Here is a 22808-nt window from a genome sequence, read left to right as displayed (position 1 = left end):
CTCAGGAGGGCCGGATCCACGGGAACGCGCGGGGGCCGGGAGCCGTGTGCCCCCGGCCCCCGGCGGGCCGTCAGGCCAAGCGCTCCCGGAGGACGTCCACGATCGAGTCCAGCGGGACCGGGCCCTGCTCCCCGGACTCCATGTCCTTCAACTGGGCCACGCCCTCCGCGAGATCGCGCTCGCCGACGACCAGGGTGAACCGGGCCCCGCTGCGGTTCGCGTTCTTCATCGCGCCCTTCAGGCCCTTCGAGCCGAAGCCGAAGTCCGCCGCGATGCCCGCCCGCCGCAGTTCCGTCACCTTGGCGAAGAGCACCCGCCGCGCGTCCTCGCCGAGCGGGACCGCGAACACGCTGGTCGTGGAGGGCAGTTCGAGGCTGATGCCCTCGGCCTCCAGGGCCAGGACCGTACGGTCGACGCCGAGGGCCCAGCCCACCGACGGCAGCGCGGGGCCGCCGATCATCTCGGAGAGACCGTCGTAGCGGCCGCCGCCGCCGACCGCGGACTGCGAGCCCAGGCCGTCGTGGACGAACTCGAACGTGGTGCGGGTGTAGTAGTCGAGGCCGCGCACCAGGCGCGGGTCGTCCTCGTACGCGACGCCCTGTGCCGTCAGGAGCGCGCGCACCTCCTCGTGGTACGCCTTGCACGCCTCGCACAGGTAGTCGCGCAGCAGCGGCGCTCCCACCAGCTGCTTCTGGACCGCGTCCCGCTTGTCGTCGAGCACCCGCAGCGGGTTGATCTCGGCCCGGCGCAGCGTGTCCTCGTCGAGGTCGAGGCCGCGCAGGAAGTCCTGGAGCGCCGCGCGGTAGACCGGGCGGCACTCCTTGTCGCCGAGCGAGTTCAGCAGGATGCGGAACTCGCGCAGGCCCAGCGAGCGGTACGCGTCGTTGGCCAGGATGATCAGCTCGGCGTCGAGCGCCGGGTCCTCCGCGCCGATCGCCTCGGCGCCGACCTGCGAGAAGTGCCGGTAGCGGCCCTTCTGCGGGCGCTCGTAGCGGTAGTACGAGCCCGAGTACCAGAGCTTGACGGGGAGGTTGCCGGCCTTGTGCAGGTTGGCCTCCAGGGCCGCGCGCAGCACGGAGGCGGTGCCCTCGGGGCGCAGCGCGAGCCTGTCGCCGCCCTTGGTCTCGAAGGCGTACATCTCCTTCGTGACGATGTCGGTGGACTCACCGACACCGCGCGCGAAGAGCTCGACGTTCTCGAAGCCCGGGGTCTCGATGTAGCCGTAGCCCGACCGCTTCAGGGGCGCCGAGATGGCCTCGCGCACGGCGAGGAAGCGCGCCGAGTCCGGCGGGATCAGGTCGTAGGTGCCCTTGGGGGCCTGGAAGGTGCTCATGGGAAGGCTTCTCGTCACATTCCTCGTCGGGGAGAGGCGATGTTCTCTCCCTGGCCGGCGGCCACCTGCCGCAGATACGGGTTGGTGGCGCGCTCCTGGCCGATGGTCGTCTGGGAGCCGTGGCCGGACAGCACCACGGTCGAGTCGCCGAGCGGCAGGCACACACGGCCCAGCGACTCGAGGAGCTCGGCGTGGCTGCCGCCGGGCAGGTCGGTGCGTCCGACGGAGCCGGCGAAGAGCAGGTCGCCCGAGAACAGGATCGGAGGGATGTCCTCCGCCTCGGGCAGCCCGAACGTCACCGACCCCTTGGTATGGCCGGGCGCGTGCGACACGGTGAGCTCCATGCCGGCGAGCGCGAGCTTGGCGCCGTCGGTGAGCTCCTTGACGTCGTCCGGCTCCCCCACCGTCAGCTCGCCCATGAGCTGGGCGCCGAAGGCACGGCCGAGGGCCTTCTCCGGGTCGCTCATCATGTAGCGGTCGTCGGGGTGGATCCAGGCGGGTACGTCGTGGGCTCCGCAGACCGGGACGACCGAGGCGCAGTGGTCGATGTGGCCGTGGGTGAGGACGACGGCGACGGGCTTGAGCCGATGCTTCTTCAGCGTTTCCTCGACGCCCTGGGTGGCCTGGTGGCCGGGGTCGATGATCACGCATTCCTCGCCTGCGGCGGGGGCGACCAGGTAGCAGTTGGTCCCCCAGGCCCCGGCGGGGAACCCGGCAATCAGCACGATCGTCCTCGATTTCTTGCGCGGCGGGTGATTACGGCTGTTCAGAGCCTACCGGCGCTGCTCGGGTCACAGCGAACCCATATACGGTACGGGGCACAGTCAGCTCGTACGCACGTACCCGCACCTCACGAGACCGCACAAGGAGACGACCGGTGGTCAGCAGCGAACAGCGTCGGCGCCAGCTCGCGCGCGAGAAGTTCGAGCGGCAGCAGCAGCGCCGGGAGACGGCCCGGCGCAAGGCCAGGCGCCGCAACACGGTCATCGCGGCCGCCCTCGCGGTGGTCGTGGCCGCGGGTGGCGCCGCCTTCGCGACGGGAGCGTTCTCCGGCGACGGCAAGAAGTCGGACGCCGCGGCTCCCTCCAACAGCCCGTCCCCGTCGGCCAGTTCGACCCCCGAGCCGAAGATGGCCGTGGACGCCAAGGCCAAGTACGACATGACCCTGAAGACGAACACCGGCGACGTCAGGATCGCGATGGACGCGGCGAAGACCCCGCACACCGTGAACTCGTTCAAGTACCTCGCCGACAAGGGGTACTTCAACAACACCAAGTGCCACCGGCTGACCACGCAGGGCATCTACGTGCTCCAGTGCGGCGACCCGCAGGGCACGGGCTCCGGCGGCCCCGGCTACACGATCCCCGACGAGAACCTGAGCGGTCTCGGCAAGGCGGGCGCGGACGGCACGGTGACCTACCCGGCGGGCACGGTCGCGATGGCCAATACCGGCCAGGCGCACACCGGTGGCAGCCAGTTCTTCCTGGTCTACAAGGACAGCAAGCTGCCGCCCACCTACACGCCGTTCGGCACGATGGACGCGGCCGGTCTGAAGGCCGTCCAGGACGTCGCCAAGGAGGGCGTCGAGGGCGGCGCGGGCGACGGGGCGCCGAAGAAGGCCGTCACCATCGAGAAGGCCGCCGTCACCAAGGAGTGACGCCGCCGGGCGCCCGGCACCGAGCGTGAACCGCTGAATTCGGCCGCGCTGAGTGCGGACAGCCGGGCGGCCGGTCGCCTAGATTGGCGTTGTGCAGCGCGGGCTCGTACCGCGCTGTGGAGGGCGGGCGAGGCCCGCCGGGAAACTGTGGACGATGCCCCGGGGGACGAACCCCCCGCGCAGGCATCATGTGGAGGAGGCGCTGTGAGCAGCGACCCGTGGGGCCGTGTCGACGAGACGGGCACCGTGTATGTGCGTACGGCCGAGGGCGAAGTGGTCGTCGGATCGTGGCAGGCGGGCTCTCCCGCGGAGGCCCTGGCCTACTTCGAGCGCAAGTACGAGGGCCTGGTTGTCGAGATCGGCCTCCTCGAACGACGGGTGAAGACCACCGACCTGTCGGCGAAGGACGCGCAGACCGCGATCGATCACCTGCGCTCGCAGGTGGACGAGCATCACGCGGTCGGTGACCTCGACGCGTTGCGGGGGCGCCTCGACAAGCTCGTCGCGACCGTCGAGTCGCGCCGCGAGGAGCGCAAGGTCCAGAAGGCCAAGCAGACCGACGAGGCCAAGCACGCCAAGGAGGCGCTGGTCGCCGAGGCGGAGGAGCTGGCGCAGAGCGAGCAGTGGCGCTCGGCGGGCGAGCGGCTGCGGGCCCTGGTGGACACCTGGAAGGGTCTGCCGCGTCTGGACCGCAAGTCCGACGACGAGCTGTGGCACCGCTTCTCGCACGCCCGCTCGGCGTTCTCCAAGCGCCGCAAGGCGCACTTCGCGTCCCTGGACGCGCAGCGCGAGGACGCCCGCAAGGTCAAGGAGAAGCTGGTCGTCGAGGCCGAGGCGCTCTCGGGCTCCACGGACTGGGGTACGACGGCCGCGCGCTACCGCGACCTGATGGCGGACTGGAAGGCGGCGGGCCGCGCCCAGCGCGAGGCCGAGGACGAGCTGTGGAACCGCTTCCGCGGCGCCCAGGACGTCTTCTTCGCGGCGCGCAGCGAGGTCTTCGCCGAGCGCGACGCCGAGCAGACCGAGAACCTGAAGCTCAAGGAGGAGCTGGCCGTCGAGGCCGAGAAGATCCTCCCGGTGACCGACCTGAAGGCGGCCCGCGCCGCGTTCCGCTCGGTCAACGAGCGCTGGGAGGCCATCGGCCACGTGCCACGGGACGCGCGTCCCAAGGTCGAGGGCCGGATGCACGCCGTGGAGCGGGCGATCCAGGAGGCCGAGGAGGGCGAGTGGCGTCGTACGAACCCGGAGGCGCGGGCGCGCGCCGCGGGTCTCACGGGCCAGCTCCAGGACGCCGTCGACAAGCTGCACAAGCAGATCGACGCGGCCCGCGCGGCCGGCAACGACGCCAGGGCGGACAAGCTGGGCCGTGAGCTCGAGGGCCGCCAGGCCCTGCTCGACCAGGCGCTGAAGGGCCTTGAGGAGTTCGGCGGCTGAGCCCCCGGCCCCACACCGCGAAAGCCCCCGCGACCGTACGGTCGCGGGGGCTTTCGCGGCTAGGCCGCCGGGTTGGCGGCGCGCTCCAGCATGTCGAGGGCGTGCAGCAGGACCTCGCAGGCCTGGCTGTGGTTGCCGGCGGACTGGAGGAGGGCGGCGAGGCGGCGGCAGACGGTGACGGCCTCGGGGCCGAACCGCTTGCGCGTGAGGTGGAACGCCTGCTCCAGGACCTCGATCGCCTGGGTGTCCTGGCCCGCCTCGGTGAGCAGGTCGGCCAGCTCCAGATGGACGGTGACGGCGTCGCCCGTCCCTCCCGGGACCTTGGTCCCCAGGATCATCCGCAGGATCGGCAGGGCGTCCCGGCTGCGGCCCACCGACCGCAGCAGGCGCGACAGCTGGAGCCCGGCGGAGATCATCGCCCCTTCGACCTCGGCGTCGATGACCGGCCCCGCCGGGGTGCCGCCCGAGGCCTTGGCGCGGTTGCGCACGAGCGGCAGCCGGCCCACGTCGTTCTCCTGGCTGCGCTGGGGGCGCGGGCGGTTCTTGGAGCCGAGCCGGGCGTCGACGGCCCGGTAGAGGGTCTCCAGGTCGAGGGTGTCCGGCGCGTCGGGCAGTCCCCGGCGCAGCACGTCCAGCAGTTCCCCGGTGAACGCGGTGTGGCGCTCGCCGTCCGGGGCGAGGGCCACGTGGTCCTTCGGGGAGGCGGTCAGGACGTACACGCCCTGCATCCCGGCCTGTGCCGCGAGGGCGCCCGGGCCGCTGAGGGTGCGGGCGGCCCGGCCGCTGAAGCAGCAGTCGAGCACGACGATCTTGCGCCGGGCCGGCGAGGCGAGGATGGCCCCGCGCAGGTGGCGGTACTCGACCGCCGTATAGCCGGCGCCCTCCCGCGATCCGGTCAGGGCGACGTAGAGGTCCGCGGACTCGGAGTCCCGCAGGCCGTGTCCGCAGTAGTAGACGAACAGGGTGTCCAGGGCCCGTTCGCCCGCGTCGTACACCGGGTCAAGGAACTCCGCCGGGGTCCCCGGGTCGGCCACCGTGAGGGTGTGCGCCTGCGGCAGCCCCCAGATCGTGGGGTCCTGGAGGATGGCGGCGAGATCCGTGAGGTTCGACCGCACGGCGGGCAACTGCGCCAGGTGCAGGTAGTCGGCCGTCCCGATCAGGACGGCGGCCGACGCCGAGGGGTCAGGCAGTTCCGCCGTCACCGGCCCGCTCCTCGCCCTCGAGGAGCGCGGCGACGCCCCGGAGCACGGCCGGGTCGGCTCCGACGACCTCGACCTCGGTGCCGCCTCTGCGCAGGACCACCGCGGCGGGCGCCCTGCGGGTGGCCCGCCACTGCTGGATGGACAGCGCGAACTGGGCCGCGGCGAGTCCGTTGCTCACCGTCAGGGAGATGATGTCGATCAGCGCGCCCATGTGCTCGGGATCCGCGGGCTCCGAACTGCCGAGCGCGCCATGGACCCTGAGGCCGACCTCCTCGTCCGCCTTGAGCCACCGCAGCAGCGAACGCAGTTCGGCCTCGGCGTCGGCGACGCCGTGCACCCGGATCTCGATCATCGGCACCGGACGTTCCTTTCGTTCCCCGTACGTCGCCGGGGTGTTGACGTGTGTCCTTGCTGCGGATCGCGGGCGCCGGGGCTCATTCGAGCCGGGCGGCCCGGCGCTCCGCGAGGCTGCCGTCCGCCACCGCCGACACCTCGGCGAACTTGGCCACGGCGGAATCCCCCGCGCCCAGCCGGGCCAGGCACACGCCCTGCCAGTAGACGCAGGCGAGGGTGGTGGGGTGGACCGGGCCGAGCGAGGCGCGGCAGGCGTCGGCCAGTCTGCTCAGCAGGCCCACGGCCTCCTCCAGGGAGCCGCGCAGCACCATGCCGACGGCTTCCCGCTGCCGGGCCTCGGCGACGGCCGGGGTCATGGCGTGCAGGATCTCGTTGCGGGTGGCCTCGCTCAGCGCGAGGCCCGAAGTCCCCTGCGGGGAGCGGGAGTCGAGACCGGCCGCCACCGAGACCTGGGCCGTGGTCATGGCGTCGGGGTCGGCCTCCGCGAGCCCGGGCACGGAGGCGCCCACCACCTCCGCCGGGGCGGGCCCGAAGTCGCGCACCGCCCGGGTGCGCAGGTCCTCGGTGACCGCCTCGGCGATCAGTTCGGCCGCGTTCGGCGGACAGCGCAGCCGCTCCAGGGCCTCGGCGGCGGTGGGCCGCCAGGTGGGGTCCTTCGCCAGCAGTTCCTGCACCAGATCGGCGAGGTCGTCCGGGACCCTCCGGCGGCCCCGCAGCCGGGGCACCTCCTCCTGGATCACCTTGAAGATGACCTCCACCATCGACGCGCCGCCGAAGGGCTGCTCCCCGGCGAGCATCTCGTAGACGCAGGCACCCAGGGCGTAGAGGTCGGTGTAGGTGCCGGGCGCCTCGCCCCGCACCACCTCGGGCGCCATGTAGGAGGGGGTGCCGACGACGACACCGGTCGCGGTCTGCCGGGTGGTGTCGAGGAGGTGGGCGATCCCGAAGTCCTGGAGGACGACCCGGCCCGCGCGGGTCAGATGGACGTTGCCGGGCTTCACGTCGCGGTGCAGGATTCCGGCGTCGTGCACGGCGGCGAGGCCCGAGCACATCCCGGCGGCGACGGCCCGTACGAGCGCGTGCGGCAGCTGGGGCCGGCGTTCCAGGAGGCTCCGCAGGTCGACGCCCTCCAGGAGCTCCATGACCAGATAGGGGACGTCCCCGTGCAGCCCGACGTCGTGGACGACGACCGTGTTGGGATGGGCGATGCGGGCGAGCGCCCGGGCCTCGCGGCCGAACCGCTCCCGCATGTCGGAGCCCGCGAGGTCTGAGCGGATCATCTTGAGCGCGACCCGGCGCTCCAAGGCGGCGTCGAGCGCCTCGTACACCTCTCCCATGCCGCCCGATCCCAGGCGTCCAAGGAGCTGGTAGCGCCCTGCGATCACGGTCTGTTCCGCCATGGCACCCCCCGGCCCGTGTGACCCGATCATCGCCCTCAACTCGCCTGGCGGGCAAGTCACTTGGGCAAGTCCGGGGCACCGGCCCGGGGGTGGCGCGGTTACGGCCGGCGGGCCGAGGTCACCCGGTACACGTCGTAGACGCCCTCGACTCCCCTGACCGCCTTGAGCACATGGCCCAGGTGCTTGGGGTCGCCCATCTCGAAGGTGAAGCGCGAGGTGGCGACGCGGTCGCGGGAGGTCTGTACGGCCGCCGACAGGATGTTGACGTGCTGGTCGGACAGGACGCGCGTGACGTCCGACAGGAGCCGGGAGCGGTCGAGGGCCTCGACCTGGATGGCGACCAGGAAGACCGAGGACTGGGTGGGCGCCCACTCGACTTCGAGTATCCGCTCGGGCTGCTGGGACAGCGAGTCGACGTTGACGCAGTCCGCCCGGTGCACCGAGACGCCGCTGCCGCGGGTGACGAAGCCGATGATGGGGTCGCCGGGCACGGGCGTACAACAGCGGGCGAGCTTGACCCACACGTCGTCGACGCCCTTGACCACCACACCCGGGTCGGCGTTCTTGCGGCGCTTGCTGCGGCCGCGCGAGGGCGGCGCCGACTCGGCGATGTCCTCGTTGGCGGCCTCCTCGCCGCCGAGCGCCTGCACCAGCTTCTGCACCACGCCCTGGGCCGCGACATGGCCCTCGCCGATCGCCGCGTACAGCGAGGAGATGTCGGGGTAGCGCATCTCGTGGGCCAGGGTGACCAGGGAGTCGCCGGTCAGGATGCGCTGGATCGGCAGGTTCTGCTTGCGCATGGCGCGCGCGATGGCGTCCTTGCCCTGCTCGATGGCCTCGTCGCGGCGCTCCTTGGAGAACCAGGCGCGGATCTTGTTGCGGGCGCGCGGCGACTTGACGAAGCCCAGCCAGTCCCGCGAGGGGCCGGCCCCGGCCGCCTTGGAGGTGAAGACCTCCACCAAGTCGCCGTTGTCCAGGGTCGATTCGAGCGGCACGAGCCGCCCGTTGACCCGTGCGCCTATGGTGCGGTGACCGACCTCGGTGTGGACGGCGTACGAAAAGTCGACGGGCGTCGAGCCCGCCGGGAGCGCGATGACGTCGCCCTTGGGCGTGAAGACGAAGACCTCGTTGCGCGACAGGTCGAAGCGGAGCGACTCCAGGAACTCGCTGGGGTCCTCGGTCTCCTTCTGCCAGTCGAGGAGCTGGCGCAGCCACGCCATGTCGTTGAGGTGGTCGTCCTTGCCGGTCTTGCGCGGCACGTCGGTACGCACCTTGGAGGCACCGGCGACGGCCTCCTGCTTGTACTTCCAGTGCGCCGCGATGCCGTACTCCGCGCGGCGGTGCATGTCGAAGGTGCGGATCTGCAGCTCGACCGGCTTGCCGTTGGGTCCGATCACCGTCGTGTGCAGCGACTGGTACATGTTGAACTTGGGCATCGCGATGTAGTCCTTGAACCGGCCGGGGACCGGATTCCATCGCGCGTGCACGGTGCCGAGCGCCGCGTAGCAGTCGCGGACCGTGTCGACCAGGACCCGGATGCCCACCAGGTCGTAGATCTCCGCGAAGTCACGGCCGCGGACGATCATCTTCTGGTACACGCTGTAGTAGTGCTTGGGGCGGCCGGTGACGGTCGCCTTGATGCGGGCCGCGCGCAGGTCGGACTGGACCTCGTCGGTCACTATGGCGAGGTACTCGTCGCGCTTGGGGGCGCGCTCGGCGACCAGGCGCACGATCTCGTCGTACATCTTGGGGTAGAGGATCGCGAAGGCGAGGTCCTCCAGCTCCCACTTGATGGTGTTCATGCCCAGGCGGTGGGCGAGCGGCGCGTAGATCTCCAGGGTCTCGCGCGCCTTCTTCTCCTGCTTCTCGCGCTTGAGGTACCGCATGGTGCGCATGTTGTGCAGGCGGTCGGCGAGCTTGATGACCAGGACGCGCGGGTCCTTCGCCATGGCCACGACCATCTTGCGGACGGTCTCGGCCTGCGCGGCGTCGCCGAACTGCACCCGGTCGAGCTTGGTGACGCCGTCGACGAGCAGCGCGACCTGGTCGCCGAAGTCACGCCGCAGGGTGTCCAGGCCGTACTCGGTGTCCTCGACGGTGTCGTGCAGCAGCCCCGCCATCAAGGTGGCCGGATCCATGCCCAGCTCGGCGAGGATCGTCGTCACCGCGAGCGGGTGCGTGATGTACGGGTCGCCGCTCTTGCGCTTCTGGCCGCGGTGCCAGCGCTCGGCGACCTGGTAGGCCTGCTCGACCTGGCGCAGCGTGGCCGTCTCGATCTTGGGGTCGTTGCCGCGCACTATCCGCAGCAGCGGTTCGAGCACCGGGTTGTACGCGGAGGAGCGCTGCACGCCGAGGCGGGCGAGGCGGGCCCGGACGCGGTTGGAGGAGCCGCCGGAGCGGGACACCGAGCCGGCCGGTACCACCGGCTTCGCGACCGGAGCCGGGGCCTTGGCCTCGGCGGGCTCGGGCGGCGCCGGCTTCGGCTTCGCCTCGGGCTCGGGGGGCGTGGCCGGGGCCGCCGCGGCCTCGGGCTGCTTGTCCGGCTGCGCGGCGGAGAGTGGCTGGGCCTCGTCTGGCAAAAGCGCTCCTCTGGGGGTCCCCCCGGACGGGGTCTGGGGGAGGGTCCGGGTCCCCCGGTCAGGCCCGGAAGTACCCATGGTATCGAGCCAACGGCATCCGCTCGCCCCGGGCCGGTGCCACCGCTCTGCCGGGAGAAACGCCGGAGGCGGGCACCGGATTCCTCCGGGCCCGCCTCGGCGGTCTGCTGCGGCCTGCTCAGACCGTGATCAGGGCGTCCAGCGGGGCGCCGTCCAGGGCACTCTCCAGACGCTCGCGGCCGCTGAGGAAGCTGAGCTCCATCAGCACCGCGACCCCGGCGATCTCGGCCCCGGCCCGGCGGATCAGCTCCAGGGAGGCCTCGGCGGTGCCGCCGGTGGCGAGCACGTCGTCGATGACCATGACGCGGTCGCCCGCGCTGAGGTCCTCGGCGTGCACCTCGATCTCCGCTGTGCCGTACTCCAGCTCGTACGCCTGCTTGAGGGTGGCTCCGGGGAGCTTGCCCGCCTTGCGTACGGGGATGAAGCCGATCCCGGCGCGTACCGATACGGGGGCCGCCAGGATGAAGCCGCGCGCCTCCAGGCCGACGATCTTCGTCGCGCCGCGCTGGACGCACAGCTCGGCGAGCGCGTCGGTGAGGGCCGTGAACGCCTCCGGGTCCGCGAGCAGCGGGGTGATGTCCTTGAACATCACGCCCGGCTTCGGATAGTCCGGCACGTCACGGATGCGGCTGAGCAGCAGCCCCACGGTCTCGGTGGAGACGCTGGTCATCGGCGCTTCCCCCGGTTGTTGCGGCTCGGCTGGCGGCGCTGGCCGACGACCGCGCCCGCGGTCTCGGACTCGTCGTCCTCGTCGAGCGGCGCCGCGTCCTGCTGCTCCTCGGTCTCGCCCTTGGCGGCGGCCGCCGCGCGCTTGGCGAGCACCCGCTTCTTGAGGGCCTTCATCTCCGGCATGGTCTCCTTCAGGTCGGCGACCAGCGGAGTGGCGATGAAGATCGAGGAGTACGCGCCGGCCGCGAGGCCGACGAACAGCGAGAGCGAGATGTCGTTCAGCATGCCGGCGCCGAGGACGCCGCCGCCGATGAACAGCAGGCCCGCCACCGGGAGCAGTGCCACGACCGTGGTGTTGATGGAGCGGACGAGGGTGCCGTTGAGGCTCTTGTTCGCCATCTCGCTGTAGGTGAACCGGGTCTGCTTGGTGATCCCCTTCTGGCCCTCCTTGAGTCCGTCGAAGACGACGACGGTGTCGTAGAGGGAGTAACCGAGGATCGTGAGCAGACCGATCACGGTGCCCGGGGTGACCTCGAAGCCGACCAGCGCGTAGATGCCGACGGTGATCGTGAGGTCGTGGATCAGGGCGATCAGGGCGGCGACCGCCATCCGCCATTCGAAGGCGATGGCCAGATAGATCACCACGAGGATCATGAAGATGATCAGGCCCGTCCAGGCCTTGTTCGCGATCGTCTCGCCCCAACTGGGGCCCACCAGATCGGCGTTGATGTCGTTCGCCTGGACCTTGAGGTCCTTGGCGAGCTCCGTCTTGATCTGGTCCGACTTGGCCGTGTCGACCCCGCCGATGGTGATGCGGATCGTGCCGTTGCCGAGCTTCTGGGCGATCGCGTCGTGGCCGGAGGCGGACCGTGCCGCCTCCTCCGCCTGGGACGAGGTCGCGGAGGTCTTCGGGGTCGTGAAGACCGCGCCGCCCTGGAACTCGATGCCCATCGTCAGACCCCGCACCGCCAGGCCGACGATGGCCGTGATGGTGATCAGGATCGAGATGCCGTACCAGATCTTCCGCTTGCCGACGAAGTCGTAACCGACCTCACCGCGGTACAGCCTGGCGCCGAGAGTGCCGAGCTTCGACATCTCACGCCTCCTTCGGGGTGTCGACGGGAGCGGAGGTGGTGCGGCGGGTGCGGCGCAGCGGGGGCTTGGCGCCGAGCCGCTTCGGGTCGAGGCCGGACCACGGGTGGCCGCTCGCGAAGAACTTGCGGCGGGCCAGGAGCGTCATCACCGGCTTCGTGAAGAGGAAGACGACGACCACGTCGAGCAGGGTGGTCAGACCCAGCGTGAACGCGAAGCCCTGGACCTTGCCGACCGTCACGATGAAGAGCACCGCGGCGGCGAGGAACGACACGAAGTCGGAGACCAGGATGGTGCGCCGCGCGCGGGGCCAGGCCCGCTCGACGGCGGGACGCAGGGTGCGGCCCTCGCGGATCTCGTCACGGATGCGTTCGAAGTACACGATGAACGAGTCCGCCGTGATGCCGATGGCCACGATCGCACCGCAGACCGCCGGCAGGTTCAGCGCGAAGCCGATGCCCGGGCCGAGCAGCGCCATGATCGTGTAGGTCAGGATCGCCGAGACGACGAGGCTGAGGATCGCGATCAGCGCGAGGCCGCGGTAGTAGGCCACCAGGTAGATGATGACCAGCGCGAGGCCGATGGCACCGGCGATCAGACCTGCGTGCAGCTGGTCGGCGCCGAGGGCGGCGGTCACCGTGGTGACGCTCTGCTCCTGGAAGGTGAGCGGCAGCGCACCGTAGGAGAGGACGTTCGCCAGGTCCTGGGCGGTCGACTGGGTGAAGTTGCCGGAGATCTCGGCGGAGCCGCTGAGCGTGGAGCTCACCGTCGGGGCCGAGACGACCGTGTTGTCCAGCGCGATCGCGAAGCGGTTGTTCGGGTACTGCTGCTGGGACAGCTTGCCGGTGATCGCCGCGAACTTCTTGGAGCCGCCGCCGGTGAAGTCCATCTGAACGATCCACTGACCGTTCTGCTGGTTGATCACGGCCTGCGCCTTGGCGACGTCGGTGCCGTCGACCTCGGCCGGGCCCAGGATGTACTTCTCGGCGCCGGTCTGGTCGCACGCGACGGTCGGGTCGGTGGACTTGGCGCCCTCGCCGGCCTTGGAGCGGGCTTCCTTGGTGGAGCAGTCGAGCGCGGCGAACTGGGCCTGGAGCTTGGCGGCGGCCGCCGAGTCGGCGGCGGAGCCCGACGGGTTCGGCGCGGGGGTGCTGGGCTTGCTCGCGCCGGGCGTGGGCGAGGCCTTCAGGGCGTCGGTGAGCGCACGGCCCTGGGGGGTGCCGCTCGGCTTGCCCGCGCTGGGCGTGGCCTTGCCGGTGGCGCTCGGGGTGCCCGAGGGCGGCGGCGTCGCCTTGCCGGACGCGCTCGGGGAAGCGCTCGGGGTGGGCGCGGCGGCGGTCGGCTGGGCAGTCAGCACCGGCCGGAAGTACAGCTTGGCGGTCTGGCCGACCTGCTGGCGGGCCTGCTCGGAGTTCGTACCCTTGGGGATGTTGACAATGATGTTGTCACTGCCCTGGGTCTGGACCTCGGCCTCGCTCACACCAAGGCCGTTGACGCGCCGCTCCATGATGGAGACCGCCGTGTCCATGTTGGCCTTGTTGATCGCCGACTCCTGGCCGGGCTCGGGCTTGGCCTTGAGCGTGATGCTCGTGCCGCCCGCGAGGTCGATGCCGAGCCTCGGGGTGGTGTTGTGGGAAATGAACATCCCACCCACGAGCGCGACCATGGCGATGAGGATCAAGGCCAGGGCGCGGCCCGGCTTGCTCTGACCCCCCGCCGCCGGCCTTCGGCCCTTGTTCGGTGCTGCCACCTTGTCGTTTCTCCCTGTCCAACCGCCCTGCGCCGGGTGTGCGCGTGGACGGCCACGAAGTGTTGTGGGGACGTCCCTCGTCGAAGTGGGCGCGCTCCGGGGACCGCCCGCGCCGGTCGGGCGCCGCGGTCCCGGTGCGTGACTACTTCGTGTCGGCCCCGCCGTCGGCCTTGCCGTCCTTGCCGTCCTTGGGCGCGGCGGCGTCCTCCGCCTCGTCCTTCTTGCCCAGGTCGATCTTGGCGTCCTTGGCGACCTCGGCGTCGGCCTCGGCGGCCTCGGTGGCCGCGGTCAGCGAAGAGGCGTCGTCCGGAACGGCCGGGAGCTCCTCCTCGGTGTCGCCGTGCACGATGCGGTTGTACTCCGCGTCGTCCAGGACCGCGCCGATGGCGTTCTTGGCATAGACGGCGTGGACGCCGGGCGCCACCTCCAGGAGGACCGTCTCGTCGCCGATCTCCTTGACGGTGGCGTACATGCCACCGATGGTGCGAACACCGGTGCCGGGCTGCATCTCATTGCGCATGGCGGCAGCCGCCTGCTGCTTCTTCTTGGCGGACCGGGTCATCAGGAACATGGCCCCGATAAGCACAATGAAGGGGAGGAGAGTGATAGGGCTCACGGGACGGAACTTCCTTCGCATGACCGCACCTGGGGCGCGGCCTGATCTGGGGGTGGGTACGCCGGCCTGGAAGGGCGGCATCGGCGGAGTCTAAGCGAGTCCGCACAGATGGAACAACGCCCAGCATCCCACCGGGGTTCCTCGGCGTGCGACCCTCCGCGCCGTCACGCCCCGAAGAGCCCCTGTTGTCCGCTTCCTGTCGCGCCGCCGCCCTGCTGCGGCGGTACGAGACCGAGGTGGGCCCAGGCCGCGGGCGTCGCCACCCGGCCGCGCGGGGTGCGGGCTAGCAGACCCTCCCGGACCAGGAAGGGCTCGGCCACCTCCTCCACCGTCTCGCGCTCCTCCCCCACCGCCACGGCGAGGGTGGACAGGCCCACCGGGCCGCCGCCGAACAGCTTGAGGAGGGCCTGGAGGACGGCCCGGTCGAGCCGGTCGAGACCGCGGGCGTCGACCTCGTACACGGCGAGCGCCATCGAGGCGATCTCGGGGGTGATGACGCCGTCCGCCTTGACCTGGGCGTAGTCGCGCACCCGGCGGAGCAGCCGGTTGGCGATGCGCGGGGTGCCCCGGGAGCGGCCCGCGATCTCGGCGGCGCCCGCGGTGTCGATCTCCACGTCGAGCAGCCGGGCCGAGCGGTGGATGACCCGTTCGAGCTCGGACGGCTCGTAGAACTCCATGTGGCCGGTGAACCCGAACCGGTCGCGCAGCGGGGGCGGCAGCAGGCCGGCCCGGGTGGTGGCGCCGACCAGCGTGAAGGGCGGCAGCTCCAGCGGGATGGCGGTGGCGCCGGGGCCCTTGCCGACGATGACGTCGACCCGGAAGTCCTCCATCGCCATGTAGAGCATCTCCTCGGCGGGCCGTGACATCCGGTGGATCTCGTCGAGGAAGAGGACCTCGCCCTCCTGGAGGGAGGACAGGATCGCCGCGAGGTCGCCCGCGTGCTGGATCGCGGGGCCGCTGGTGATGCGGATCGGGGCGCCCATCTCGGCCGCGATGATCATCGAGAGGGTGGTCTTGCCGAGGCCGGGGGCGCCGGAGAGCAGGACGTGGTCGGCGGTGGCGCCACGGGCGCGGGCCGCGCGCAGCACCAGGTCGAGCTGCTCGCGCACCTTCTCCTGGCCGACGAACTCCTCCAGGTCCTTGGGGCGCAGCGCGGCCTCGACGGCGGTGTCCTCGCCGTCGGCGTCGGCTCCCACGAGCCGGTCGCCGGCCGTCGCGGACAGATCCGCCGGGTCGGAGCTGTCTTCCCAGTTCATGACGTGTGCCTCGGATCGTGGTCGCGGTGGGGGCCTGCGGGCTGGTTCGGCGGAAGCGGTGGAGGGCCTGCGGGCTGGTTCAGCGGGCGCGGTTGAGGGTCTGCAGGGCGGCCTTGAGGAGCGCGCCGATGTTCGGCTTGTCCGTGGCCTCGGCCTGGGCGGTCACGGCGGCGACCGCCTCGTCGGCCTCACGGGTCGCGTAGCCGAGGCCGATCAGGGCCGCGTGCAGCTGGTCGCGCCAGCCCGAGGTGACCGGGGCGCCGATCGCCGGGGCGTTGCCGACGGGCGCGCCGAGCCGGTCCTTCAGCTCGATGAGCAGCTTCTGGGCGCCCTTCTTGCCGATGCCGGGCACCGCGGTGAGGGCCTTCTCGTCGCCGGTGGCGAACGCGCGGCGCAGCGCGTCCGGGGTGTGTACGGAGAGGACCGCCTGGGCGAGCCGGGGGCCGACGCCGTTGGCGGTCTGGAGCAGCTCGAAGACCTGCTTCTCGTCGTCGTCGGCGAAGCCGTACAGGGTCAGCGAGTCCTCCCGCACGACCAGTGACGTGGCGAGTTTGGTGTGCTGGCCGATGCGCAGTTCGGCCAGGGTGTTGGGCGTGCACTGGAGGGCCATGCCGATGCCGCCGACCTCGACCACCGCGGTGTCGGGGGCGAGGGCCGCGACCGGGCCGCTGACGAACGCGATCATCGGGTGACCTTCCGTACGGAGTGCTGGGCGTGGGCCTGTTGCAGCCTGTTGAGCGCGGGGGCGCGCCAGATGTGACAGATGGCGAGGGCCAGCGCGTCCGCCGCGTCGGCCGGCTTGGGCGGGGCGTCGAGCCGCAGGAGCCGCGTCACCATCGCGCCGACCTGCGCCTTGTCGGCGCGGCCGCTGCCGGTGACGGCGGCCTTGACCTCGCTGGGAGTGTGCAGGGCGACGGGGATGCCGCGGCGCGAGGCGCACAGCATGGCGACCGCGCTGGCCTGGGCGGTGCCCATCACCGTACGCACGTTGTGCTGGCTGAACACCCGCTCCACGGCGACGAATTCGGGCCGGTGCGCGTCGAGCCACTCCTCGATGCCGCGCTCGATGGCGACCAGGCGATGGCCCAACTCGGCGTCCGGGGGCGTGCGTACGACGCCGACGCCCAGCATGGTGAGCGGCCGGCCCGCCATCCCCTCGACGACGCCCACACCACACCGCGTCAGTCCGGGGTCCACCCCGAGTACGCGCACGGCCTCCCCCTCGGTCCCTCGGTGATCTTTGACTTGCCGCCAGGCTATCCGCTGCCACTGACAACGGCGGCGGGCCGATGGGACGTGTCCCATCGGCCCGCCGAAAACACTCAGCCCGCGCGGTCCTACGCGTCGACCTTCTCCATGACCTCGTCGGAGACGTCGAAGTTGGCGAAGACGTTCTGGACGTCGTCGCTGTCCTCCAGCGCGTCGATCAGCTTGAAGATCTTCCGCGCGCCCTCTTCGTCCAGCTCGACCTGCATGGTCGGGACGAAGTTGGAGTCGGCCGAGTCGTAGTCGATACCGGCCTCCTGGAGCGCGGTACGGACCGCGACCAGGTCGGTCGCCTCGGAGATGATCTCGAAGGACTCACCGAGGTCGTTGACTTCCTCCGCACCCGCTTCCAGGACCGCGTCCAGGACGTCGTCCTCGGAGAGCTCGGCCTTGGGCAGGACGATGACGCCCTTGCGGTTGAAGAGGTACGAGACCGAACCCGGGTCGGCCATGTTGCCGCCGTTGCGGGTCATCGCGACACGTACGTCGGAGGCGGCACGGTTGCGGTTGTCGGTGAGGCACTCGATGAGCACCGCGACACCGTTGGGGCCGTAACCCTCGTACATGATCGTCTCGTAGTCGGCACCGCCCGCTTCGAGACCGGCACCGCGCTTGAGCGCGGAGTCGATGTTCTTGTTGGGCACCGACTGCTTCTTGGCCTTCTGTACGGCGTCGAAGAGCGTCGGGTTGCCGTCGATGTCGGCGCCACCGGTGCGGGCCGCGACCTCGATGTTCTTGATCAGCTTCGCGAAGAGCTTGCCGCGCTTGGCATCGATCACGGCCTTCTTGTGCTTCGTCGTAGCCCATTTAGAGTGGCCGGACATCTGCCTGTCTCCTTCGCGTAACCCATTCTGCGTCGTTCGGCAGAGATCCTACCGGGACCCGGCCCGCCCGTCGCCCGGCCCCCGCCCGTCAGCAGGCGCTTTCGCGCCCCTCTTTCAGGAGGCGGCGCGCACCATGTCCACGAACAGGGCGTGCATGCGGTGGTCGCCGGTCAGCTCGGGGTGGAACGAGGTGGCCAGGGCGTTCTTCTGGCGCACGGCGACGATGTGTCCGCCGTGTTCGGCGAGCACCTCGGTCTCGGCGCCCACGGACTCGACCCAGGGCGCGCGGATGAACACGCCTTCCACGGGGCCCACGCCCGAAACCTCGACGGTCGCCTCGAAGGACTCGTTCTGCCGGCCGAAGGCGTTGCGGCGGACGATCATCTCGATGCCGCCGATGGTCTCCTGGCCCGACCTCGGGTCAAGGATCTTGTCGGCGAGCATGATCAGCCCGGCGCAGGTGCCGTACACCGGCAGGCCCGCCCGCACCCGCTCGCGCAGCGGCTCCAGCATGCCGAACAGCGCGGCGAGCTTGGAGATGGTGGTGGACTCGCCGCCGGGTATGACCAGGCCGTCCACCTCGGCGAGCTCCTCGGGGCGCCTGACCGGCCTGGCCACGGCGTCCGCCGCGGCCAGGGCGATGAGGTGCTCCCGTACGTCGCCCTGGAGGGCCAGGACACCGATCACGGGTGTGTTCATGAGTGGTTACCAGCCGCGGTTGGCGTAGCGCTCGGTCTCGGGCAGGGTGTCGCAGTTGATGCCGACCATGGCCTCGCCCAGGTTGCGGGAGGCGTCCGCGATGATCTTCGGGTCGTCGAAGAAGGTGGTGGCCTTCACGATGGCGGCGGCGCGCTTGGCCGGGTCGCCCGACTTGAAGATGCCGGAGCCGACGAAGACGCCCTCGGCGCCGAGCTGGCGCATCAGCGCGGCGTCGGCGGGGGTGGCCACGCCGCCGGCGGAGAACAGCACGACGGGGAGCTTGCCGAGCTCGGAGACTTCCTTGACCAGCTCGTACGGGGCGCGCAGCTCCTTGGCGGCGGCGTACAGCTCGTTGTTGTCGAAGCCGCGCAGCTTGGCGATCTCGTTCTTGATCTGGCGCAGGTGGCGGACGGCCTCGACGACGTTGCCGGTGCCGGCCTCACCCTTGGAGCGGATCATGGCCGCGCCCTCGGCGATGCGGCGCAGGGCCTCGCCCAGGTTGGTGGCGCCGCAGACGAACGGCGTGGTGAAGGCGAACTTGTCGCTGTGGTTGACCTCGTCGGCCGGGGTCAGGACCTCGGACTCGTCGATGTAGTCGACGCCGAGGGACTGCAGGACCTGGGCCTCGACGAAGTGGCCGATGCGGGACTTGGCCATCACCGGGATGGAGACCGCGCCGATGATCTCCTCGATCATGTTCGGGTCGGACATCCGGGCCACGCCGCCGTCCTTGCGGATGTCGGCCGGAACCCGCTCCAGGGCCATGACGGCCACGGCGCCCGCGTCCTCGGCGATCTTCGCCTGCTCGGCGTTGACGACGTCCATGATCACGCCGCCCTTGAGCTGCTCGGCCATGCCGCGCTTGACGCGCGCGGTGCCGATGGCGGGGCTGTCGGACTGGGGGGTGCTGGAAGGCGTGGTGGACACGGAGCGACCTCACTGGGGCGAAGAAGGGATTCTGCTGTCCCGAGAGAACCCCGGCGGAGCAGGCCACATCAAGGGCCAATGCGCACCCGGTGGATCGTTTTCGCCGGTCAGCCGGTCAGCCGGTCAACTGGTCAACTGGTCAACCGGTCAGGTGCCCGGCCGGTCGGCCAGCGCCGTCGGCGGCTCGTCGTCCATCTCGAAGGCGAGCGGGAACGGCGCGTGCCCGGCCAGCCGCAGCCAGCGCACCGTGCGGTGCCGGCGCAGCGCCCGCGCCGCCCGCACCGCGTCGTTGTGGAAGCGGCGCGCCATCGGCACCCTGCGCACGGCCTGCGCCAGTTCCTCGGCGGCCTCCACACCGCCGGGCGCCTCCCGTACGGAGTCGACCTGCGCGGGCTCCCCGAACACCGCGCGCAGCGCCTGGCTCAGCTCGCTCTCGGCGACCTCCCGGTGTTCCTCCTCCGCCTGGCGCGCGGCGTGCGCGGCCTCGTACAGGACGATGGAGGCGGCGGGGTCGAGCACCCCGCTGGTGGCGAGTTCCTGGGTGACCGAGGCGCGGCGCAGCAGTTGGGCGTCGAGCGAGGCACGGGCCAAGTCGATGCGGGCGTGCAGCCGGTCGAGCCGGCCGGCGGTCCAGCTGAGGTAGAGGCCGATCGCGACCAGGGCGACGGCGATCCAGATGAGGGTTACGGTCACGGGCCGCAAGGCTACCGGGGCACCGGACCCGCCCGCCCCGCGCCGCTCTCGGAACGCGCGGTGCCGCAGGGAAGGCTGAGCCCTCCGGGGCCACCGGATTCGGGCGGGTGGGGAGGAACGGGCAGTGGGCTAAAGGCAGTTGGCGGGTTCGGGCGCGGCGCGGCGGGGCGAGCACGGTGCCGTGGCCGCCCGGGCCCCACCGGGGTCAGTCCCGGGCGAGCCCGAACCGCGCCCGGAATCCGGTGCGTTCGTCCGTCGCCACCGCCGCCGCGCCGTGCGTCACCGTCTCGTACACCGCGAGGATGTCCGCGCCGACCGTCGCCCAGTCGAAGCGCCGCACATGGGCCGAGCCGCGTTCGCCGAGGCCCGCGCGTCGGGCCGGGTCGGCGAGCAGGCGTACCGCGGCGGAGGCCAGCGCGTCGGCGTCCTCGTTGGCGAAGAGGTCGCCCGCCGCGCCCTGGTCCAGGACCTGGGCGAAGGCGTCCAGGTCGCTGGCGAGGACCGCGGCGCCCGCCGAGAGCGCCTCGACCAGGATGATCCCGAAGCTCTCGCCGCCGGTGTTGGGGGCGACGTACACGTCCACGCTGCGCAGCAGCCGCGCCTTGTCCTCGTCGCTCACCATGCCGAGGAACTCGACCCGGGAGCGCATCTCGGCCGGCAGCGAGGCGACCGCCTCCTCCTCGTCGCCGCGGCCGGCCACGAGCAGTCGGGTGTCCGGGCGCTCGGCGAGGATCTTGGGGAAGGCCTTCATCAGGACCGGCAGTCCCTTGCGCGGCTCGTCGATGCGGCCGATGAAGCCGAGGGTCTGCCCCTGCCACTCCTTGTTCGGCTCGGCCTTGGCGAAGAAGTCGACGTCCACGCCGTTGGGGATCACCACCGCGTCACCGCCGAGGTGTTCCACGAGGGTGCGCCGCGCGTACTCGCTGACGGCGATGCGCGCGCTGATCTTCTCCAGGGCGGGCTGGAGGATCGGATACGCCGCGATCATGGCGCGGGAGCGGGGGTTGGAGGTGTGGAAGGTCGCCACGATGGGCCCCTGCGCGGCCCAGCAGGACAGCAGGCCGAGCGAGGGCGAGGCCGGCTCGTGGATGTGGATCACGTCGAAGGTGCCGTCGTGCAGCCAGCGCCGCACCCGGGCCGCCGAGAGGAACCCGAAGTTGAGCCGCGCCACCGAGCCGTTGTACGGGACCGGGACGGCCCGGCCCGCCGAGACGACGTACGGCGGCAGCGGGGTCTCGTCGTCGGCGGGGGCGAGCACCGACACCTCGTGGCCGAGGCGGATGAGGTGCTCCGCCAGGTCCCGGATGTGGAACTGGACGCCGCCCGGGACGTCCCACGAGTACGGGCAGACGATGCCGATCTTCACGGCTGTCGCTCCTCCAGGTCCGCGAGCCACAGGCGTTGCAGCATGTGCCAGTCCTCCGGGTGGTCGGCGATTCCGGTGGCGAAGGCGTCTGCCACCGCCTGTGTCATCGAGGACGTCCTGGAGGCCCGGTCACCTGTCTCGGGCACCTCGACGGGCGGGTGCACCCGGCCCTTCATGATCGGCGAGTCGTCGTACCAGAGCGTCACCGGCAGCAGCACCGCGCCGGTCTGCTGGGCCAGCATGGCCGGCCCCGCGGGCATCCGGGTCGTCTCGCCGAAGAACTTGACCTCGACGCCGGACGCCGACAGGTCGCGGTCGGCGACCAGGCAGACCAGGCCGCCCGCACGCAGCCGCCGGGCCAGGGTGCCGAAGGCGGCGCCGCCGGTGTGCGGCAGCACCTCCATGCCCAGGCTCTCGCGGTAGGCGACGAAGCGGTCGTAGAGGGACTCGGGCTTGAGGCGCTCGGCGACGGTGGTGAAGGGGGTGCTCATCCTGGTGGTGACCCAGGCGCCCGCGAGGTCGTAGTTGCCCATGTGGGGCAGCGCGACGACGACGCCCCGCCCCGAGCCGAGGGCGTCGACGAGGTTGTGGACGTCCTCGGGCACGAAGCCGTTCGCCATCCGGTCCCGGCTCCACGACGGCAGCCGGAAGGACTCCATCCAGTACCGCATGTAGGAGCGCATGCCCGCCCGGGAGAGGGCCGCGAGCCGCTCGGGGGACGCGTCGGGCACGACCCGGGCCAGGTTGGACTCCAGGCGCAGCACGCTCTTGCCGCGCCGCTTCCACACCTGGTCGGCGATGCGCCGCCCGAGCCCGTTCGCGACGGGCTCGGGGAGCTTCTTGACGGTGGACCAGCCAAGGCCGTAGAGCGCGTCGGTCAGCCTGTCCTTCATGCGCCCGCCTCGCCGGCCGCCCGCGCGGCGGCGGCATCCGCCTCGGCGGACTCCCGGCGGACGGTCACCACGCGCTGGATCAGCGTGACCAGGCTGCCGACGGCGACGATCCACAGCGCGATGGGAAGCAGCACCTGGATGCCCGGCACCCCGAAGTTGTGCAGTCCGGCCAGGCCCGCCGCGACCAGCGAGATCACGAGCCGCTCGGCGCGCTCGACCAGGCCGTTGACCGCGACGGGAAGGCCGATCGCCTCGCCGCGCGCCTTGGTGTAGGACACCACCTGGCCGCTGGCCAGGCAGAAGATGGCCACCGCGCACAGCACGTTGTTGTCGCCCTGCCCGGCGTACCAGAGCGCGAAGCCGCCGAAGATCGCGCCGTCGGCGACCCGGTCGAGGGTCGAGTCGAGGAACGCGCCCCAGCGGCTGGAGATCCCGGCCTGGCGGGCCATGTTGCCGTCGACCAGGTCGGAGAAGACGAAGAGGGTGATGACGATGGTGCCCCAGAAGAACTCTCCACGGGGGAAGAAGACCAGCGCCCCCGCCATCACTCCGGCCGTGCCGATGAGGGTCACCGCGTCCGGGCTGACTCCGCGGCGGAGCAGAAATGCGGCGAACGGCGTGAGGACACGCGTGAAGAATGCACGCGCGTACTTGTTCAGCATGGCCTTCCCGAGGGGTCGGTGTGGCCGCGCGGCCCCTGCTGGCCACCGGCCGACCCAT

At 71.4% G+C, this 22808-nt stretch carries 22 protein-coding genes; 2 read left to right on the top strand and 20 right to left on the bottom strand.

The window, feature by feature from the left end; translation table 11 throughout:
• Nucleotides 1–70: 70 nt before the first annotated feature.
• Together hisS and ACFYZA_RS25640 are read right to left on the bottom strand one after the other, a co-directional pair.
• Entirely contained in the window at nt 71–1333 is a 1263-nt protein-coding gene (hisS, locus tag ACFYZA_RS25645) for a histidine--tRNA ligase (protein ID WP_382600245.1), read from the bottom strand.
• A gap of 14 nt (nt 1334–1347) precedes the next feature.
• Nucleotides 1348–2058: an MBL fold metallo-hydrolase gene (locus ACFYZA_RS25640; protein ID WP_382600247.1), complete on the bottom strand. Its 711-nt coding sequence runs from the start codon at nt 2056–2058 to the stop codon at nt 1348–1350.
• A 152-nt stretch (nt 2059–2210) separates the two neighbouring features.
• On the opposite strand from ACFYZA_RS25640, the gene ACFYZA_RS25635 reads away from it, so the two are divergent.
• Entirely contained in the window at nt 2211–2990 is a 780-nt protein-coding gene (locus ACFYZA_RS25635; protein ID WP_388492944.1) for a peptidylprolyl isomerase, read from the top strand.
• Nucleotides 2991–3194: 204 nt separating this feature from the next.
• Nucleotides 3195–4424: a DUF349 domain-containing protein gene (locus ACFYZA_RS25630; RefSeq protein ID WP_382600250.1), complete on the top strand. Its 1230-nt coding sequence runs from the start codon at nt 3195–3197 to the stop codon at nt 4422–4424.
• A 59-nt stretch (nt 4425–4483) separates the two neighbouring features.
• Here the strand turns inward: ACFYZA_RS25630 and ACFYZA_RS25625 are convergent, their stop codons facing one another.
• From ACFYZA_RS25625 to pgsA, 18 genes are all read right to left on the bottom strand, one after another.
• Nucleotides 4484–5626, bottom strand: coding sequence for a caspase family protein (locus ACFYZA_RS25625; protein WP_382599470.1), 1143 nt, complete (start codon nt 5624–5626; stop codon nt 4484–4486).
• Nucleotides 5607–5978, bottom strand: coding sequence for a hypothetical protein (locus tag ACFYZA_RS25620; protein WP_382599530.1), 372 nt, complete (start codon nt 5976–5978; stop codon nt 5607–5609). Before ACFYZA_RS25620 ends, ACFYZA_RS25625 begins: the two co-directional genes overlap by 20 nt.
• Before the next feature lie 82 nt (nt 5979–6060).
• Nucleotides 6061–7380 (bottom strand): protein kinase, encoded by a 1320-nt coding sequence (locus ACFYZA_RS25615; RefSeq protein ID WP_388492941.1) that lies wholly within the window; start codon nt 7378–7380, stop codon nt 6061–6063.
• 98 nt (nt 7381–7478) lie between these two features.
• On the bottom strand, nt 7479–9959 hold the full coding sequence (locus tag ACFYZA_RS25610) for a RelA/SpoT family protein (RefSeq protein ID WP_382599475.1): 2481 nt from the start codon (nt 9957–9959) through the stop codon (nt 7479–7481).
• Nucleotides 9960–10155: 196 nt separating this feature from the next.
• The gene (locus ACFYZA_RS25605; RefSeq protein ID WP_382599477.1) at nt 10156–10707 is read right to left on the bottom strand and encodes an adenine phosphoribosyltransferase; all 552 of its coding nucleotides are present in this window, start codon (nt 10705–10707) and stop codon (nt 10156–10158) included.
• Nucleotides 10704–11801: a protein translocase subunit SecF gene (gene secF, locus ACFYZA_RS25600; RefSeq protein ID WP_388492939.1), complete on the bottom strand. Its 1098-nt coding sequence runs from the start codon at nt 11799–11801 to the stop codon at nt 10704–10706. Before secF ends, ACFYZA_RS25605 begins: the two co-directional genes overlap by 4 nt.
• 1 nt (nt 11802) lies before the next feature.
• On the bottom strand, nt 11803–13548 hold the full coding sequence (gene secD / locus ACFYZA_RS25595; RefSeq protein ID WP_388492937.1) for a protein translocase subunit SecD: 1746 nt from the start codon (nt 13546–13548) through the stop codon (nt 11803–11805).
• A gap of 142 nt (nt 13549–13690) precedes the next feature.
• Entirely contained in the window at nt 13691–14164 is a 474-nt protein-coding gene (gene yajC, locus ACFYZA_RS25590; protein ID WP_382599483.1) for a preprotein translocase subunit YajC, read from the bottom strand.
• 164 nt (nt 14165–14328) lie between these two features.
• On the bottom strand, nt 14329–15420 hold the full coding sequence (gene ruvB, locus ACFYZA_RS25585) for a Holliday junction branch migration DNA helicase RuvB (protein ID WP_382599485.1): 1092 nt from the start codon (nt 15418–15420) through the stop codon (nt 14329–14331).
• A gap of 79 nt (nt 15421–15499) precedes the next feature.
• Complete coding sequence (ruvA, locus tag ACFYZA_RS25580) at nt 15500–16105, bottom strand: Holliday junction branch migration protein RuvA (protein WP_388492934.1); 606 nt, start codon at nt 16103–16105, stop codon at nt 15500–15502.
• Nucleotides 16102–16632 carry a crossover junction endodeoxyribonuclease RuvC gene (gene ruvC / locus ACFYZA_RS25575; protein ID WP_382599488.1) on the bottom strand — a complete coding sequence of 177 codons (531 nt, stop codon included), beginning with the start codon at nt 16630–16632 and terminating at the stop codon, nt 16102–16104. The genes ruvA and ruvC overlap by 4 nt, the downstream gene beginning before the upstream one ends.
• A 125-nt stretch (nt 16633–16757) precedes the next feature.
• Nucleotides 16758–17510 (bottom strand): YebC/PmpR family DNA-binding transcriptional regulator, encoded by a 753-nt coding sequence (locus tag ACFYZA_RS25570; protein WP_267054210.1) that lies wholly within the window; start codon nt 17508–17510, stop codon nt 16758–16760.
• Between the two features lie 114 nt (nt 17511–17624).
• Entirely contained in the window at nt 17625–18209 is a 585-nt protein-coding gene (pdxT, locus tag ACFYZA_RS25565; protein WP_382599491.1) for a pyridoxal 5'-phosphate synthase glutaminase subunit PdxT, read from the bottom strand.
• Between the two features lie 6 nt (nt 18210–18215).
• Entirely contained in the window at nt 18216–19136 is a 921-nt protein-coding gene (gene pdxS / locus ACFYZA_RS25560; RefSeq protein WP_100577264.1) for a pyridoxal 5'-phosphate synthase lyase subunit PdxS, read from the bottom strand.
• A gap of 147 nt (nt 19137–19283) precedes the next feature.
• Nucleotides 19284–19829 (bottom strand): hypothetical protein, encoded by a 546-nt coding sequence (locus ACFYZA_RS25555; RefSeq protein ID WP_382599493.1) that lies wholly within the window; start codon nt 19827–19829, stop codon nt 19284–19286.
• 205 nt (nt 19830–20034) lie between these two features.
• Complete coding sequence (locus ACFYZA_RS25550; RefSeq protein ID WP_382599495.1) at nt 20035–21195, bottom strand: glycosyltransferase family 4 protein; 1161 nt, start codon at nt 21193–21195, stop codon at nt 20035–20037.
• Complete coding sequence (locus tag ACFYZA_RS25545; RefSeq protein ID WP_382599497.1) at nt 21192–22088, bottom strand: phosphatidylinositol mannoside acyltransferase; 897 nt, start codon at nt 22086–22088, stop codon at nt 21192–21194. The genes ACFYZA_RS25550 and ACFYZA_RS25545 overlap by 4 nt, the downstream gene beginning before the upstream one ends.
• Nucleotides 22085–22750, bottom strand: a complete 666-nt coding sequence (gene pgsA, locus ACFYZA_RS25540; protein ID WP_382599499.1) for a phosphatidylinositol phosphate synthase — start codon at nt 22748–22750, stop codon at nt 22085–22087. Before pgsA ends, ACFYZA_RS25545 begins: the two co-directional genes overlap by 4 nt.
• Nucleotides 22751–22808 lie beyond the last annotated feature (58 nt).

Origin of the sequence: Streptomyces sp. NPDC001828 (genome assembly GCF_042892175.1) — a bacterium.
Lineage (GTDB): Bacteria > Actinomycetota > Actinomycetes > Streptomycetales > Streptomycetaceae > Streptomyces.
The sequence above is the reverse complement of the archived record's forward strand: the minus strand, read 5'-3'. Positions and strand labels throughout refer to the sequence as shown.

Excerpts from the sequence above, each read along its gene's own strand:
- ruvA (WP_388492934.1), bottom strand. The coding sequence starts at position 16,105 with ATGATCGCGTTCGTCAGCGGCCCGGTCGCGGCCCTCGCCCCCGACACC.
- ACFYZA_RS25545 (WP_382599497.1), bottom strand. The coding sequence starts at position 22,088 with ATGAAGGACAGGCTGACCGACGCGCTCTACGGCCTTGGCTGGTCCACC.
- pgsA (WP_382599499.1), bottom strand. The coding sequence starts at position 22,750 with ATGCTGAACAAGTACGCGCGTGCATTCTTCACGCGTGTCCTCACGCCG.
- pdxT (WP_382599491.1), bottom strand. The coding sequence starts at position 18,209 with ATGAACACACCCGTGATCGGTGTCCTGGCCCTCCAGGGCGACGTACGG.
- hisS (WP_382600245.1), bottom strand. The coding sequence starts at position 1,333 with ATGAGCACCTTCCAGGCCCCCAAGGGCACCTACGACCTGATCCCGCCG.
- ruvB (WP_382599485.1), bottom strand. The coding sequence starts at position 15,420 with ATGAACTGGGAAGACAGCTCCGACCCGGCGGATCTGTCCGCGACGGCC.
- ACFYZA_RS25605 (WP_382599477.1), bottom strand. The coding sequence starts at position 10,707 with ATGACCAGCGTCTCCACCGAGACCGTGGGGCTGCTGCTCAGCCGCATC.
- ACFYZA_RS25615 (WP_388492941.1), bottom strand. The coding sequence starts at position 7,380 with ATGGCGGAACAGACCGTGATCGCAGGGCGCTACCAGCTCCTTGGACGC.
- ACFYZA_RS25620 (WP_382599530.1), bottom strand. The coding sequence starts at position 5,978 with ATGATCGAGATCCGGGTGCACGGCGTCGCCGACGCCGAGGCCGAACTG.
- ACFYZA_RS25570 (WP_267054210.1), bottom strand. The coding sequence starts at position 17,510 with ATGTCCGGCCACTCTAAATGGGCTACGACGAAGCACAAGAAGGCCGTG.
- secF (WP_388492939.1), bottom strand. The coding sequence starts at position 11,801 with ATGTCGAAGCTCGGCACTCTCGGCGCCAGGCTGTACCGCGGTGAGGTC.